This is a genomic window from Burkholderia sp. EMB26, from assembly GCF_024730645.1.
GTDB lineage: Bacteria > Pseudomonadota > Gammaproteobacteria > Burkholderiales > Burkholderiaceae > Burkholderia > Burkholderia cenocepacia.
On the sequence record NZ_CP078071.1, the window covers coordinates 124,131 to 140,240 of the forward strand.

Annotated in this window: 13 protein-coding genes; 11 read left to right on the forward strand and 2 right to left on the reverse strand. The window is 68.8% G+C overall.

The window, feature by feature from the left end; genetic code table 11:
• Nucleotides 1-28 precede the first annotated feature (28 nt).
• On the reverse strand, nt 29-253 hold the full coding sequence (locus KU887_RS17325; RefSeq protein ID WP_006491315.1) for a hypothetical protein: 225 nt from the start codon (nt 251-253) through the stop codon (nt 29-31).
• A 275-nt stretch (nt 254-528) separates the two neighbouring features.
• On the opposite strand from KU887_RS17325, the gene KU887_RS17330 reads away from it, so the two are divergent.
• The 4 genes from KU887_RS17330 to KU887_RS17345 all read left to right on the forward strand — a co-directional run bounded on the left by KU887_RS17330 (nt 529) and on the right by KU887_RS17345 (nt 3,649).
• Entirely contained in the window at nt 529-1,218 is a 690-nt protein-coding gene (locus KU887_RS17330) for a DUF969 domain-containing protein (protein WP_112750662.1), read from the forward strand.
• The gene (locus KU887_RS17335; protein WP_258256886.1) at nt 1,215-2,165 is read left to right on the forward strand and encodes a DUF979 domain-containing protein; all 951 of its coding nucleotides are present in this window, start codon (nt 1,215-1,217) and stop codon (nt 2,163-2,165) included. Before KU887_RS17330 ends, KU887_RS17335 begins: the two co-directional genes overlap by 4 nt.
• A gap of 21 nt (nt 2,166-2,186) precedes the next feature.
• On the forward strand, nt 2,187-3,209 hold the full coding sequence (locus tag KU887_RS17340; protein ID WP_006491312.1) for a DUF2891 domain-containing protein: 1,023 nt from the start codon (nt 2,187-2,189) through the stop codon (nt 3,207-3,209).
• A 116-nt stretch (nt 3,210-3,325) separates the two neighbouring features.
• Complete coding sequence (locus tag KU887_RS17345; protein WP_006495187.1) at nt 3,326-3,649, forward strand: hypothetical protein; 324 nt, start codon at nt 3,326-3,328, stop codon at nt 3,647-3,649.
• A 39-nt stretch (nt 3,650-3,688) separates the two neighbouring features.
• Here the strand turns inward: KU887_RS17345 and KU887_RS17350 are convergent, their stop codons facing one another.
• On the reverse strand, nt 3,689-4,513 hold the full coding sequence (locus KU887_RS17350; protein WP_006491309.1) for an IclR family transcriptional regulator: 825 nt from the start codon (nt 4,511-4,513) through the stop codon (nt 3,689-3,691).
• A gap of 187 nt (nt 4,514-4,700) precedes the next feature.
• Between KU887_RS17350 and KU887_RS17355 the strand changes: the two genes are divergently transcribed.
• From KU887_RS17355 to KU887_RS17385, 7 genes are all read left to right on the forward strand, one after another.
• Nucleotides 4,701-6,356 (forward strand): GMC family oxidoreductase, encoded by a 1,656-nt coding sequence (locus tag KU887_RS17355; RefSeq protein ID WP_258256887.1) that lies wholly within the window; start codon nt 4,701-4,703, stop codon nt 6,354-6,356.
• A gap of 119 nt (nt 6,357-6,475) precedes the next feature.
• Nucleotides 6,476-7,780 carry an MFS transporter gene (locus tag KU887_RS17360; RefSeq protein ID WP_006495184.1) on the forward strand — a complete coding sequence of 435 codons (1,305 nt, stop codon included), beginning with the start codon at nt 6,476-6,478 and terminating at the stop codon, nt 7,778-7,780.
• Nucleotides 7,781-8,180: 400 nt separating this feature from the next.
• On the forward strand, nt 8,181-9,596 hold the full coding sequence (locus KU887_RS17365; protein WP_006481990.1) for an FAD-binding oxidoreductase: 1,416 nt from the start codon (nt 8,181-8,183) through the stop codon (nt 9,594-9,596).
• A 182-nt stretch (nt 9,597-9,778) separates the two neighbouring features.
• Nucleotides 9,779-11,203: an amino acid permease gene (locus tag KU887_RS17370; protein WP_006491514.1), complete on the forward strand. Its 1,425-nt coding sequence runs from the start codon at nt 9,779-9,781 to the stop codon at nt 11,201-11,203.
• 212 nt (nt 11,204-11,415) lie between these two features.
• A complete protein-coding gene (locus KU887_RS17375) occupies nt 11,416-14,352 on the forward strand; it encodes a molybdopterin oxidoreductase family protein (RefSeq protein ID WP_258256888.1) in 2,937 nt (978 codons plus the stop codon).
• 16 nt (nt 14,353-14,368) lie between these two features.
• Nucleotides 14,369-15,112 (forward strand): 4Fe-4S dicluster domain-containing protein, encoded by a 744-nt coding sequence (locus KU887_RS17380; RefSeq protein ID WP_006495178.1) that lies wholly within the window; start codon nt 14,369-14,371, stop codon nt 15,110-15,112.
• A gap of 37 nt (nt 15,113-15,149) precedes the next feature.
• Nucleotides 15,150-16,097, forward strand: a complete 948-nt coding sequence (locus tag KU887_RS17385) for a DmsC/YnfH family molybdoenzyme membrane anchor subunit (RefSeq protein WP_069353349.1) — start codon at nt 15,150-15,152, stop codon at nt 16,095-16,097.
• Nucleotides 16,098-16,110: the final 13 nt, after the last annotated feature.

Here is a 16,110-nt window from a genome sequence, read left to right on the forward strand (position 1 = left end):
GCGGCACGCTGGACGCGCCGCCGCGTCGTCAATGGCTGCGCGCGTAGCCCTGGATCAGCGCGCGCATCATCCCTTCGACCGTCGCGTCGAGCAGGTCGTCTTCCTGCTCGGCTTCCTCGACGAGCGCGGCATAGGCGGTCGCGAGCGTCACGCGGTCGACTTCCTGGCGTTGCTCCATCAGCGTCACCATCCCGTCCTTCGCCAGATGGGCGGAGAACGCGCGGCTGCCGATGGTCTGGAATACGTCAATCATGGCGGCTCTCCCGTACGTTGCCGATGCTTTTCAGTGTAGTCGGCGTCCCGGGCCCGCGCCACGCGCGCCGGCCGGCCCGCCCGATTCGTCCGATGAAACGTGGCCGACACACGGCGCGGGCACGGTGTCCGTCGGCTTCAACGTTTACCCGAACCGGCAAATTGTCGACTTTTTATCGATAAAGTCTCGTGTTAGATTTCGCCGTCCGAGCCCGATGCAAACCGGGCCGGCCGCGCGTGGCCGACGTGCCGCACGTCCAGACACAAGGAGGGGAAATGCTGGTGCTGATTGGGGTGCCGATCGTCGTGATCGGCTTCGCGCTGCGCTTCAATGCGCTGCTGGTGGTCACGATCGCGGGGCTCGCGACGGGGCTGGCGGGCGGGCTGAATCTCGTCGACATCGTCAGCGCGTTCGGCAAGGCGTTCACCGAGAACCGCTACATGGGGCTGATCTGGCTCACGCTGCCGGTGATCGCGCTGCTCGAGCGCAACGGGCTCAAGGAGCAGGCGAAGCGGATGATCTCGCGGGTGCAGGCGGCCACCACGGGCCGCGTGCTGATGCTGTACTTCGTGCTGCGCCAGGCGACGGCCGCGCTCGGCCTCACGTCGCTCGGCGGCCACGCGCAGATGGTGCGGCCGCTGATCGCGCCGATGGCCGAGGCCGCCGCGGTCAGCCGGCACGGCGAGCTGCCCGAGTCGGTGCGCCAGCAGATCCGCGCGCATGCGTCGGGCGCCGACAACGTCGCCGTGTTCTTCGGCGAGGACATCTTCATCGCGATCCAGTCGATCCTGCTGATCAAGGGCTTTCTCGAACAGAACGGCCTCTCCATCGAGCCGCTGCACCTGTCGGTGTGGGCGATCCCGACCGCGATCGCCGCGCTGCTGATCCACTGCACGCGCCTCGCGCTGCTCGACCGCCGGCTCGCGCGCGGCTTCGGCCTGGTCAGGCAGGAGGGCGCGCGATGATCGGCCTCGAATCGCTGTACACGCTCGCGGGGCTGATGTTCGCCGCGTTCGCGTATTTCAACCTGACGGACCGCACGAACCCGCGGCGCGTCGTCAATTTCGCGTTCTGGGCGATCTACGCGGTCACGTTCCTGTTCGGCGCGCTGCTGCCGCATGTCGTGACGGGCTGCCTCGCGATCGCGCTCGCGGTGATCGCCGGCTCCGGCAAGCTCGGCCGCGGCCAGTCCGACGAGGCCGGCGAAGCGGCGGCCGTGCGGCGCGAGACGCTCGCGCAGCGCTTCGGCAACCGGCTGTTCCTGCCCGCGCTGCTGATTCCGGTCGTCACGCTGATCGGCACGTTCGCGTTGAAGAGCGTGCCGTTCGTCGAGTCGAAGAGCGTGACGCTGATCTCGCTCGTGCTCGGCACGATCGTCGCGTTCGTCGTCGCGCTCGCGATGCTGCGCGATTCGCCCGTGCATGCGCTGAAGGAAGCACGCCACACGATGGACGCGGTCGGCTGGGCCGCGATCCTGCCGCAGATGCTCGCGGCGCTCGGCGCATTATTCGCGGTGGCGGGCGTCGGCGGCGTGGTGTCGGGGCTCGTGAAGGAGTGGGTGCCGATCGATTCGCCGTTCGCGGTGGTCGTGGCCTATACGGTCGGCATGGCGCTCTTCACGATGATCATGGGCAACGGCTTCGCCGCGTTTCCGGTGATGACGGCCGGCATCGGCCTGCCGCTGATCGTCCACCAGTTCCACGGCAATCCGGCGATCATGGGCGCGATCGGGATGCTGAGCGGCTTCTGCGGTACGCTGATGACGCCGATGGCCGCGAACTTCAACATCGTGCCCGCGGCGCTGCTCGAACTGAAGGACAAGAACGGCGTGATCAAGGCGCAGTGGCCGACGGCCGTGCTGCTGCTGGCCGTGAACACGCTGCTGATGTACGCGTTCGTATTCCGCTTCTGATTCGATGGACGAGAGATGCTCATGACCGACCGACTCACCCCCGAACTCGCTTCGAAATTCGCGTCGCTCGCGCTCGCGCACCTGACCCGCGAATATCCGAACAAGCTCACGCATGCGCTCGAAGGGCCGCACGACGTGCAGGGCCCGCGCGCATTGCACCCGATCTTCTACGGCAGCTACGACTGGCATTCGTGCGTGCACGGCTACTGGCTCGTGCTGCGCGTGCTCGAACGCTACCCGGCATTGCCGGAGGCCGAGCGCATCGTCGCGATCGTCGACGCGCATTTCACCGACGCGAACGTCGCCGGCGAGCGCGCGTATCTCGCGCTGCCGCACAACAGCGGCTTCGAGCGGCCGTACGGCTGGGCGTGGCTGCTCGCGCTATCCGCGCAGCTCGAGCGGCTCGCGCTGAAGGGCGTGTTGCCGCAGGCCGCGCGCTGGGCGAAGACGATGGCGCCGCTGGCCGATCTGTTCGTGTCGCGCTTCGAGACATTTTTGCCGAAGGCGACTTATCCGCTGCGCGTCGGCACGCACTTCAACACCGCGTTCGCGCTGGCGCTCGCGCTCGATTTCGCGCGCGATACGCAGCGCGACGGGCTCGCGGCGCTGATCGTCGATACCGCGAAGCGCTGGCACCTGAACGACGTCGCGTGTCAGGCGTGGGAGCCGTCCGGCGACGAATTCCTGTCGCCCGCGCTGATGGAGGCCGAGCTGATGCGGCGCGTGCTGCCGGCCGCCGAGTTCGACGGCTGGTTCGCGCGCTTTTTGCCGGACCTCGCGCGCGGCGAGCCGGCGACGCTGTTCGAGCCGGCGACCGTCAGCGATCGCAGCGACGGCAAGATCGCACACCTCGACGGGCTGAACCTGAGCCGTGCATGGTGCCAGCGTTCGCTGGCCGGCGCGCTGCCGGAAGGCGATGCGCGGCGCGCGAAGCTGCTCGACGCGGCCGACCGGCATCTCGCGAGCGCGCTCGCGCACGTGGCCGGCGATTACATGGGCGAGCACTGGCTCGCGACGTTCGCGTTGCTCGCGCTGGACGCGTAGCGCGCGAAACCCCGCCGGCCGCAAGGTCTTCGGCACGCGGCTATACTCGCCGCTCGGGCCGCTTCGCGCCGCATGCGCGGCGCGTAGCGCGCCATCCGCCAGTTCGCCGCCTCGCCATGGACAAGCTCATCTCCTATGTCGCCGCGATCCACGGGCTCGCCGGCCCGGTGCAGATCGTGTCGCACGCCACGTCGCACGACCGCTGGACCGACGATGACGTCGAGGTCACGCGCGACGAAACCGAATACCGTTTCGACAACGGCGCGATCGTGCGCCGCTCGGTCGAGCAGGACCGCGCGCCGTCCGACCTGCTGTGCGCCGAATGCTGGATCGACTACGACGTGCTGCGCCATCCCGATGCGCAGCCGATCAATCCGTCGCGGCTGACGTTCGACAACGCATGCCGCGAAACCTTCTGGCTGCGCTACCACCTCGCATGAGCGCGCGACCGCGCGCAGGCACGAGCGCGCGCGGCCGCATCAACCCGGCGACGCGCCTTCAGTCGCATGCAGCAGCGGCGCGAGCCGCGTGGCCGCGTCGCGCATCTTCTGCACGTTCTCCAGCAGATCGTTGAGCGTCGCGCGCGCGGTCGGTGCATGCACGGCGAGCGCCGCGAGCACGCGACCGCTCGCCGCATCCTTCACCGGCACCGCGACGGCCACCATTCCGCGTACGAATTCCTCGTTGTCGATGCCGACGCCGCGCGCGGCCAGCCGGTCGAGCTCGGCCGCGAGCAATTGCGCATCGGTCAGCGTCCGGTAGGTCATCTTCTGCAATGTGAGCCGCGCGAGCAGCGCGTTGCGCTCCAGCGCATTCATCTGCGACAGGAACAGCTTGCCGCTCGCCGTGCAATGCAGCGGCACGCGCATGCCGGGCCGCATCTCGAGCCGCAGCGGTTCGGTGGTCTCGACGCGTTCGACGTACAGCACCGTGTCGCCGTCGAGCGCGGTGAGGTTGCAGGTCTCGCCGAGCACGTCGACGAGCGCGCGCAGCACCGACCGGCAACCGCGCGTAAACGTGTTGTTCGACAGCGCCGCGAGCGCGAACTGCGCGGCGCGCGGGCCGAGCGCGATGCCGCGGTCGTGGCCGCGCGAGTCGGGCATGTGGATCACGTAGCCGCGCGTTTCGAGCGATTCGATCAGGCGCAGCAGCGTCGCCTTCGGGATGTGCAGCCGTGCGGCGAGCTGCGACAGCGTGTACGGCTGTCCGGCCGCGGCCAGCGCTTCGAGCACGGCGAGCGCGCGCAGCACGCGCGCATCGTCGGCGGGCGCGCCGTCGGGCGGCGCGGGGGCGGTGTCGCGCATGTGTCTCCTCCGTCGGGATCGGCGTGCGTCCCGGGATGGTGTGTGCGAGAGAAATGAAACGAATTGAACGGTTTTTGTACCACATTCGCGGCGTGGACAATAAACCGGCTTGTACATGGTCCGTGTGCTCAATAAATTTGGACAAAACATACCGGATTTTTCGCATACCCCGGAACGGAGACACGGAATGACACGCAGCTTCGACTATGTCGTGGTCGGCGCAGGATCGGCCGGTTGCGTCCTCGCCAACCGGCTGTCCGACGGCGGCCGCCATACGGTGTGCCTGCTGGAGGCGGGCCCCGCCGACAACTACATGTGGATCCACGTGCCGATCGGTTATGGCAAGACGATGTTCCACCCGGTGTACAACTGGGGCTTTCATACCGATCCCGATCCGAACATGCACAACCGCCGCCTGTACTGGCCGCGCGGCCGCACGCTCGGCGGCTGCAGCTCGATCAACGGGCTGATCTACGTGCGCGGGCAGCAGCAGGACTACGACCACTGGGCCGCGCTCGGCAATCGCGGCTGGAGCTGGCGCGACTGTCTGCCGTATTTCCGGCGGCTCGAACACAACACGCTCGGCGAAGGCCCGACGCGCGGCACCGGCGGCCCGCTGTGGGCGTCGGCGATCCGGCAGCGGCACGAACTCGTCGATGCGTTCGTCGCCGCGTCGAATCGGCTCGGCGTGCGCACGGTCGACGACTTCAACACGGGCGACCAGGAGGGAGTCGGCTACTACCAGCTGACGACGCGCAACGGCCTGCGCTGCTCGACCGCGGTCGCGTACCTGAAGCCCGCGCGCGGACGGCCGAACCTGCACGTCGAGACCGACGCGCAGGCGCTGAAGGTGCTGTTCGACGGCGCGCAGGCGTCCGGCGTGCGCTACGTGCAGCAGGGCAAGGTGCACGAGGTGCGCGCGCTGCGCGAGGTGATCCTCGCGGCCGGCGCGCTGCAGTCGCCGCAATTGCTGCAGGTGTCGGGCGTCGGGCCCGCCGCGCTGCTGGACCGGCACGGGATTGCGGTCGTGGCCGATCGGAAGGGCGTCGGCGAGAACCTGCAGGATCATCTGCAGGTACGGCTGATCTACGAGGTGACGAAGCCGATCACGACCAACGACGAGCTGCATTCGTGGGTCGGCCGTGCGAAGATGGGGCTGCAATGGGCGCTGTTCCGCGGCGGCCCGCTCGCGATCGGGATCAACCAGGGCGGGATGTTCTGCCGCGCGTTGCCGGACGAATCCGCGACGCCCGACATCCAGTTCCATTTCTCGACGCTGTCGGCCGACTCGGCGGGCGGCAGCGTGCATCCGTTTCCCGGCTGCACGTACTCGATCTGCCAGTTGCGGCCCGAATCGCGCGGGACCGTACGGATTCGGACCGACGATGCGCGCGACGCGCCGTCGATCCAGCCGAACTATCTCGACACCGAGCGCGACTGCCGCACGACGGTCGCCGGCGTGCGCTTCGCGCGCCGTGTCGCGGCCGCCGAGCCGATGGCGCCGCTGATGAAGCGCGAGGTGCGGCCCGGCGCGGACGCGCAGACGGACGACGAGCTGCTCGAGTTCTGCCGCGAGTACGGGCAGACGATCTTCCATCCGTCCGGCACCGCGAAAATGGGCGTCGCGAGCGATCCGCTCGCGGTCGTCGACGAGCGGCTGCGCGTGTATGGCACGCGCGGCTTGCGCGTGGTCGACTGCTCGATCATGCCGACGCTCGTATCGGGCAATACCAACGTGCCGATCGTGATGGTCGCCGAGAAGGCGTCCGACATGATCCTGGAGGACGCGCGCGAGGCCGATCGCGGCCGCAGCGTCGCGCCGGCCGCCGAGGCGCTCGCGTAGCGCGCAGCGCCCGCGCGGCCCGTGCTCCTGCGCCCGGACGGCCGCCGCGCGCTCATCGATGCCCCCGCCGGCACGGCGTCGGGGCAGGTTGCGGCGCATCCTTACCTGGAGAAGCTCGCATGGCAATCGATTCCCGGGTCGTCCGACGCGTGGCCGCGGCCAGCGTGATCGGCGCGACCGTCGAGTGGTACGACTTTTTCCTGTACGGCGTGGTCGCCGGCATCGTGTTCGACAAGCAGTACTTTCCGTCCGGCGACGCGTTCGTGTCGACCATGCTCGCGTATGCGACGTTCGCGGTCGGCTTCGTCACGCGGCCGCTCGGCGGCTTGCTGTTCGGCCATCTCGGCGACCGCGTCGGGCGCAAGTCGGCGCTGATCCTGACGATGCTGATCATGGGCGTGTCGACGGCCGGCGTCGCGTTCCTGCCGACCTACGCGCAGATCGGCATGTGGGCGCCCGTGCTGCTGCTGACGCTGCGCGTGCTGCAGGGGATCGGCCTCGGCGGCGAGTGGGGCGGCGCGGTGCTGATGGCATACGAATACGCGCCGCCGCACCGGCGCGGACTGTATGCGAGCCTGCCGCAGATCGGTCTCGCGATCGGGCTGTGTCTCGCGGCCGGCGTCGTCGCGGGGCTGTCGCGCGCGCTGCCGGACGCCGCGTTCCTCGCATGGGGCTGGCGCGTCGCGTTCGCGGCGTCGCTGCTGCTCGTCGCGGTCGGCTTCTACATCCGCACGCGCGTGGCCGACACGCCCGAGTTCGTTGCGCTCAAGCGTCAGCGGCGCGACACGAAGCTGCCGGTGGTCGAGCTGCTCGGCAACTACCGGCAGGCGATCCTGCTCGGGATGGGCGCGCGCTATATCGACGGCGTGTTCTTCAACGTGTTCGCGGTGTTCTCGATCGGCTACATGACGCGCAACCTGTCGATCTCGCGCGGCGACGCGCTGCTCGGCGTGATGAGCGCGGCCGTCGTGATGTGCGGGTTCATCCCCGTGTTCGGCAGCCTGTCGGACCGGCTCGGCCGTGCGCGCGTGTACCGGTGGGGCGCGACGCTGTGCGGGCTGTCGGTGCTGCCCGCGTTCTGGCTGCTGCAGACGCAGTCGACGAACCTGCTCGCCGTGTGGCTCGCGCTGGTGATTCCGTTCGGGATCTTCTATGCGATGGCGTACGGGCCGGAGGCCGCGCTGTTCGCGGAGCTGTTCGACGCGAACGTGCGTTACACGGGCATTTCGTTCGTCTACCAGGTGTCGGGCATCTTCGCGAGCGGCCTCACGCCGATCGTCGCGACCGCGCTGCTGCGTGCGAACGGCGGCGCGCCGTGGCTCGTCGGGGTTTACGTGATGTTGTCTGCACTCCTGTCGATCGTGTCCGCGCGGGCGATCGAGAAGCGCGGCGGCATGGCCGCCGTCGCGGTACGCGCGACGTGACGCCCGCGCCGGGCGGGCGGCGGTGTGCGGGGTCGTATCGGCGCCGGGGCGCCGGCGGCCTCGCGTTCGCGCTGGCCGCGCGCCACCGGTCGCTCCGCGTTGCCGGCCGCCCGGCGGCCGGCGCGCTGGCCTGACTGCCGGCCCAGGCGCTGGTCCAAGCGAATCCGGCCCACTGGCCCTACCTGCGGTAAATCGGCCTGCCTACACTTTCCTCGACAGATCGCCGCATGGAAGCATCTGCACACGATCGACCCGAAGAGAACGATCAGGAGACAGGCATGACCAACAGGCAGTCGGCAGCATCCGCCCGCGCGGCGGACACGCGCCCCGCATCAGTCAGTCGAATCGCCTCGCGCGCCGGTTGCGGCGCAACGGGCATGCCCGCAACGGAGGGCTGACCATGTCGACCCCTTCCATCGAACGCACCACGAGCGGCTTCGCCGGCGGCCGGCCGAACGACACGCGTTACGACCCGACCTACGATCCGCTCGTGTCGCCGGGCCCCGGCTGCGGCAAGCAATACGCGCCGACCTACTGGGTCGCGACGGCCGGCACTCCGCCGGCCGACGACGGCCCCGTCACGCGCGATCTCGACGTCGACGTCGCGATCATCGGCGCCGGCTATACGGGCCTCGCGACCGCGCTGTGCCTCGCGCGGGATCACGGCATCAAGGCCGTCGTGCTCGAGGCCAACCGCACCAGCTGGGGCTGCAGCAGTCGCAACGGCGGGCAGGGGCAGAACGCGTCGGGCCGGCTGTCGCGCTCGCAGTGGATCGAGCGCTGGGGCAAGGACGTCGCGCTGAAGATGCACGACGAGATTCTCGAAGGCTTCGAGCACTTCAAGTCGCTCGTATCGGAAATCGACTGCGATCCGCAGCCGGGCGGCCATTTCCTGATCGCGCATCGCCCGCGCATCATGGCGAAGCTCGCGGCCGAGGCGAAGGTGTGGAAGGACGTGTTCGGCTATCCGTCCGAACTGCTGAGCGCGGAGACGTTCCGCCGCGAATTCATCAACGACCACGAGGCGGCCGGCGCGCTGCACGAGCCGGAAGGCATCGGCATCCATGCGCTGAAACTCGCGTTCGGCTACCTGCGTCTCGCACGCGAAGCCGGCGCGAAGGTGCATACGAGCAGCCCCGTGCTCGGCTTCGAGACGATCGACGGCGTGCACCACCTGCGCACGCCGGGCGGCGTGGTGCGGGCTCGCGCGGTCGGCATCGCGACCGGCGCGTACACCGCGCAGACGCTGCATCCGTCGCTGCGCAGCAAGGTGATGCCGATCCTGTCGAATTCGATGGTCACGCGGCCGCTGACCGACGCCGAGATCGATGCATGCAACTTCCGCACGACGCAGGTGCTGACCGACACGCGCACGCTGCGCTTCTACTATCGTTTCCTGCCCGATCGCCGGCTGCAGATCGGCAGCCGCAGCGCGATCACCGGCGACGATGCGCCGAACCCGCGCCACCTCGATTTGCTGAAGGAAGGCATGGCGCGCAAGTTTCCGGCGCTGCGCGGCGTCGAGATCGATTACTCGTGGTGGGGCTGGGTCGACGTGAGTCACGACATGATGCCGCGCGTGTGCCAGCCCGATCCGCGGCAATCCGTGTACTACGCGCTCGGCTACGGCGGCAACGGCGTGTCGTATTCGCAGCAGGCCGGCCGTCGGCTCGCCGAGCAGATCGCGGGGAAGGGCGCACGCCAGACGCTGCCGATCTTCACGTCGCCGTTGCCCGGTCACCCGTTCGCGCCGTTCCGGCGTATCGGGCAGCGGATGCTCTACCTGTCGTACTTCAGGAACGACGAAAAGCCCTGAGCGCGGGGCGCACCACCCGGCGCGACGCAAGACCGCGCGCGCCGGGCAACCCGACACAATAAAAGCCACAGAAATCCGTGCGGCCGGGGCTGCAGGTGCCCCTGCACGCGCCGTCGCCGGCGGCGCCCGCGTTCACCCGAAGGTGACGCGGGCGGCGCCGGACAACTGGATATGGAGAAGACATGCAACCCTCGATGAACCAGAGTGACCTGAAGTGTGGGCTCAAGCAGCGCCACATGACGATGATCGCGCTTGGCGGCGTGATCGGTGCCGGGCTGTTCGTCGGCAGCGGCGTGGTGATTCAGCAGACCGGGCCGGCCGCGATCCTGTCGTTCCTGATCACGGGCGGGCTGGTCGTGCTCGTGATGCGGATGCTCGGCGAGATGGCGTGCGCGATGCCGGCCGTCGGCTCGTTCTACGAGTACGCGCGGCTCGCGTTCGGCAACTGGCGCGGGCCCGGCAGGATGGCGGGCTTCCTGACCGGCTGGATGTACTGGTATTTCTGGGTGATCGTCGTCGCGCTGGAAGCGGTCGCGGGCGCCAGGCTGATCCAGTTCTGGCTGCCCGACACGCCGGCGTGGATCATCAGTCTCGCGCTGCTGGTCGTGCTGACGCTCACGAACCTGATCTCGGTCGGCAGTTACGGCGAATTCGAATTCTGGTTCTCGTCGATCAAGGTCGGCGCGATCGTCGTGTTCCTGTTCCTCGGCGGCCTCTACGTGCTCGGCATGTGGCCCGCGTCGATGCACACGACGGCCGTGCTGCCGACGCTGCTCGGTCACGGCGGCTTCATGCCGCTCGGCATCGGGCCGGTGATGAGCGGGGCGGTCGCGGCCACCGGGTTCTACTTCGGCGCGGAAATCGTCACGATCGCGGCGGCCGAGGCGAAGGAGCCGGCCAAGGCGGTTGCGAAGGCAACCAACTCGGTGATCACCCGCGTGCTGGTGTTCTACGTCGGCTCGGTCGCGCTCGTCGTCGCGCTGGTGCCGTGGAATTCCGCGCAGATGGCCACGCCGTACGTGAGCGCGCTGGAAGTGATGGGCCTGCCGGCCGCCGCCAACGTGATGAACGCGATCGTGCTGACCGCCGTGCTGTCCGCGCTCAACTCGGGCCTCTATGCGGCCTCGCGGATGCTGTTCGCGCTGACCCGCCACGGCGACGCGCCGGCCGCGCTCGCGAAGGTCAACAAGCGCGGCGTGCCGGTGCGCGCGATCCTGCTCGGCACGGTGTTCGGCTACGTGTCGGTCGTGATGTCGTACGTGTCGCCCGATACCGTGTTCGCGTTCCTCGTCAATTCGTACGGCACCGTCGCATTGTTCGTGTACGTGCTGATCGCGTTCTCGCAACTGCGCCTGCGCAAGCGTCTGGACCCGGTCGCCGCCAGCAAGCTGCGCGTGAAGATGTGGGCGTACCCGTACCTGACCTGGGTCGCGATCATCGGCATGGTCGGCATCCTCGTCGCGATGGCGTTCATCCCGGACCAGCGCAAGCCGCTCTGGCTCGGCGTCGCGAGCCTCGGCGTACTCGTGGTCGCGTACGGGCTGACGCGCCGCGGCCGCCGCGAGCATCTCGACGACAGCGAACTGCTCGCGTATCCGCCGCGTTGACGGGCGGCACCGCATGGCGCCGAAGGCCCGGTGCATGCGCCGGGCCTTCGCGCATGCGGCCCGCGGGGGAGCCGGCGCAACTATCGGGCCGACCGATAGCACCGATCAGAGGATGCGACTTTATGTCGGGCGCCGGCCGGCATAGCATGGATGAACCGATTCACCGGTGCGCGGCAACGACGCGCACCGTCATCCGCGAACGAGGACAGACGATGGAACATCGGGCACGCGAGCGCGACGAGCAGGCCGAGATCAAGACGACGACCTGCTACATGTGCGCATGCCGCTGCGGCATCCGCGTACACCTGCGCGACGGCGAAGTACGCTATATCGACGGCAATCCGCACCATCCGCTGAACCAGGGCGTCATCTGCGCGAAAGGTTCGTCGGGGATCATGAAGCAGTACTCGCCCGCGCGGCTCACGCAGCCGCTGATGCGCAAGCCGGGCGCGGAGCGCGGCGATGCGCAGTTCGAGCCGGTGTCGTGGGAGGTCGCGTTCGACGTGCTCGAAAAGCGCCTGTCGCATCTGCGCGCGACCGATCCGAAGCGTTTCGCGCTGTTCACGGGCCGCGACCAGATGCAGGCGCTCACCGGCCTGTTCGCGAAACAGTTCGGTACGCCGAACTATGCGGCGCACGGCGGGTTCTGCTCCGCGAACATGGCGGCCGGGATGATCTACACGATCGGCGGCTCGTTCTGGGAGTTCGGCGGCCCCGATCTCGACCGCGCGAAGCTGTTCTTCATGATCGGTACCGCGGAGGATCATCATTCGAATCCGCTGAAGATCGCGCTCGGCAAGTTCAAGCGCGCGGGCGGCCGCTTCATCGCGATCAATCCGGTGCGCACCGGTTACGCGGCGATCGCCGACGAATGGATTCCGATCCGCCCCGGCACCGACGGCGCGCTGTTCATGGCGCTGATGCACGAGTTGATCGCGCGCGATGCGTTCGACCACGAATTCGTGTCGCGCTTCACGAACGCGGCGGAACTGGTCGACCGGCGCGACGGCGCCGACACGTTCGGGCTGTTCGTACGCGACGCCGACGCGCCGGAGGTCAACCCGCTGTATCCGCAGAACCGGATGTGGTGGGACACGAAGACGAACCGCGCGGTGCTGCACCATACGGATGGCGCGGAGCCGGCGCTCGACGGCCGCTATACGCTCGACGACGGCACGCCGGTCGCGCCGTCGTTCACGCTGCTGCGCGAACAGGTGGCCGCTTGCACGCCCGAATGGGCGGCCGACATCACCGGCATCGCGGCCGATACGATCCGCCGCCTTGCCCGCGAGATGGAGACGGTCGCGCGCGAGCAGGCGATCGAGCTGCCGGTGCGCTGGACCGATTCGTGGGGCCACGCGCACGAATCGGTGAAGGGCGTGCCGATCGCGTTCCACGCGATGCGCGGGCTGGCCGCGCATTCGAACGGCTTCCAGACGATCCGTGCGCTCGCGGTGCTGATGTCGCTGCTCGGCACGATCGACCGGCCGGGCGGCTTTCGCCACAAGGCGCCGTATCCGCGCGCGGTGCCGCCGTCGGCGAAACCGCCGAACGATCCCGACCAGATCAAGCCGAACACGCCGCTCGCGAGCGGCCCGCTCGGCTGGCCGGCCGGCCCCGAGGACCTGTTCGTCCATCCGGACGGCACGCCCGCGCGGCTCGACAAGGCGTTCTCGTGGGAATACCCGCTCGCGGTGCACGGGCTGATGCATTCGGTGATCACCAATGCATGGCGCGGCGATCCCTATCCGATCGATACGCTGCTGATCTTCATGGCCAACATGGCGTGGAATTCGTCGATGAATACGACGGAAGTGCGCAAGATGCTGGTCGACAAGCGCGCCGACGGCGAATACCGGATTCCGTTCCTGGTCGTGTGCGATGCGTTCGCGTCGGAGATGACCGCGTTCGCCGACCTGATCCTGCCCGACACGACCTACCTCGAACGGCACGACGTGATGTCGGTGCTCGACCGGCCGATCTCCGAATTCGACGGGCCGGTCGATTCGGTGCGCGTGCCCGTCGTGCCGCCGACCGGCGAGTGCAAGCCGTTCCAGGAAGTGCTGATCGAGCTGGCGAGCCGGCTGAAGTTTCCGGCCTTCACGACGCCGGACGGGCAGCGCAAGTACCGCGACTATCCGGATTTCGTCGTCAATTTCCAGACCGCGCCGGATTCGGGCACCGGCTTCCTGATCGGCTGGCGCGGCAAGGACGGCGAGAAGGCCGTCGTCGGCGAGCCGAACCCCGACCAGTGGAAACGCTATGCGGAGAACGACTGCGTGTACCACCACCGGTTGCCGGAATCGCTGCAGTACATGCGCAACTGCAACGGGCCATACATGCAGTGGGCGGTCGACAACGGGATGCGCAAGTTCGGCGTGCCGATCGTGATCCAGCTCTACTCGGACGTGATGCAGAAATTCCGGCTCGCCGCGCAGGGCCGCAGGTCGGGCCGCCAGCCGCCGGATCATCTGCGCGAACGCATCGCGCGTTACTTCGACCCGTTGCCGTTCTGGCATCCGTCGCTCGAAAGCGGGCTGACCGATGCGAACCGCTATCCGCTCGCGGCGATCACGCAGCGGCCGATGGCGATGTACCACTCGTGGGATTCGCAGAACGCGTGGCTGCGGCAGATCCACGGCGAGAACCACCTGTTCGTGAACCCGGTGACGGCCGCCGCGCAGCAGATCGACGACGGCGCATGGATCTACGTCGAATCGCCGTGGGGCAAGGTGCGCTGCCGCGCGCGCTACAGCGAGGCGGTCGAGCCCGGCACCGTGTGGACCTGGAACGCGATCGGCAAGGCGGCCGGCGCGTGGAACCTCGGCCCCCACGCGGGCGAATCGCAGCGCGGCTTCCTGCTCAATCACGTGATCACCGACGAGTTGCCCGACGCGGCCCGAGGCGGTGCGCGGCTGTCGAATTCCGACCCGGTGACCGGGCAGGCCGGCTGGTACGACGTGCAGGTGCGGATCTACCCGGCCGAAGCGGATGCGGCGACCACGCTGCCGCAGTTCGCGCCGATGCCGGCGCTGCCGGGCACGCCGCGCGTGCTGCAACGCGTGCAGGCGTATTTCGCGGGAACCGGCGCATTCGCCGCGCGGCTGCGGCGCGCGGCGTCGGCGGGCCCGAAGTCCGACGATCGCTAAGCGAAGGAGCGCAACCATGACCCAGATGGCCCTCGTCATCGACCTGAACGTGTGCGTCGGCTGCCATGCCTGCGTGACGAGCTGCAAGGAATGGAACACGTCCGGCGAAGCCGGCAGCCTTGCCGATCTGCGTCCGTACGACGACGATCCGTCCGGCACGTTCTTCAACCGCGTGCAGACCTACGAGGCCGGCGTGTTCCCGATGACGGACACGATCCACTTCCCGAAGTCGTGCCTGCACTGCGAGGACCCGCCGTGCGTGCCGGTCTGCCCGACCGGCGCGAGCTTCAAGCGCAAGTCGGACGGCATCGTGCTGGTCGACTACGACAAGTGCATCGGCTGCAAGTACTGCGCGTGGGCATGTCCGTACGGCGCGCGCGAACTCGACGAAGGCCGCAAGGAGATGACGAAGTGCACGCTGTGCGCGGACCGCATCGACAACGAAGCGCTGCCGGAGCGCGATCGCAAGCCGGCCTGCGTGCTCGCGTGCCCGACGTCGGCGCGGCTGTTCGGCGACGTGCACGACCCGGAATCGGACGTGTCGCGCGCGATCCGCGACCGCGGCGGCTATGCGCTGATGCCCGAGTGGGGCACGCGGCCGTCGAACCATTACCTGCCGCGCGTGAAGACCGAAGCATCGTGCGGATGCGGCAGCAGCGGCGGATGCGGCAGCGCATCGAACGGGCGCGACGACGATTCGTTCGAGGCCCGCGCGGCGCGCGGCGACATCGATCTCGTGTCGCTGGCGACCCCGCGCTGAGCGACGCGCATTTCATTCAGACACAGACGGAGTTTCCATGCGCCCAGCCTTTTCGGTCGTTTTTCTCACCACGCTGTGCGGCGCCGCACAGGGCCTGCTGCTGACGCTCGTGATCGTCGAGGCGCTGGCGCGGCTGGCCGGCGTTGACGTCGCCGCCCCGTTCTACGTGACCGGGGCCGCGCTGTCGGTCGCACTCGGCGTGCTCGGCCTGTTCGCGTCGTTCTTTCATCTCGGCCACCCGGAGCGCGCGTGGCGCGCGATCGCGATGTGGCGTACGTCGTGGCTGTCGCGCGAGTGCATCGCGCTGCCGGTGTTTCTCGCCTGCGCGTTCGCGTATGGCGCGGCGCATCTGTTCGCGTGGCCCGGCACGCTGCTGATCGGTGCGGCGGGCGCGCTCGCGAGCGTCGCGCTGTTCGTCTGCACGGCGATGATCTACGCGTGCCTGCGCTTCCTGCAGGAATGGGCGAGCCCGCTGACGCTCGTGAACTTCGTGCTGCTCGGCTGCGCATCGGGCTGCACGCTCGCGACGGCCTGCGCCGCGTGGCTCGCGCCGGCGCTGGTCGGCCGGCTCGCGGCGGCCGCCTGCGTGCTGACGTTCGCCGGTGGCGTGGCGCGGCTCGCGTCGCTCGCACGCAATGCACGGCTGCGGCCGAAGTCGACCGTGCAGAGCGCGACGGGGATTCGTCACGCGAAGGTCGAACAGAAGTCGCGCGGCTTCACGGCCAGCGCGTTCAACACGAAGGAGTTCTTTCACGGGCAGGGCAACGGCACGCTGCGCGCGGTGAAGGCCGGCTTCCTGATCGGCGCATTCGCGGTGCCGTTCGTGCTGACCGGCGCCGGCGCGCTCGCGCCGACGTCGATCGCGGCGGCCGTCGCGCTCGGCGCGGCGTTCGTGATCCAGTACGCGGGGCTGGTGGCGGAACGCTGGTTCTTCTTCGCGGATGCGCGGCATCCGCAGAACCTCTACTACCAGCGCGCGTCATGACGCGGCCGGCGCG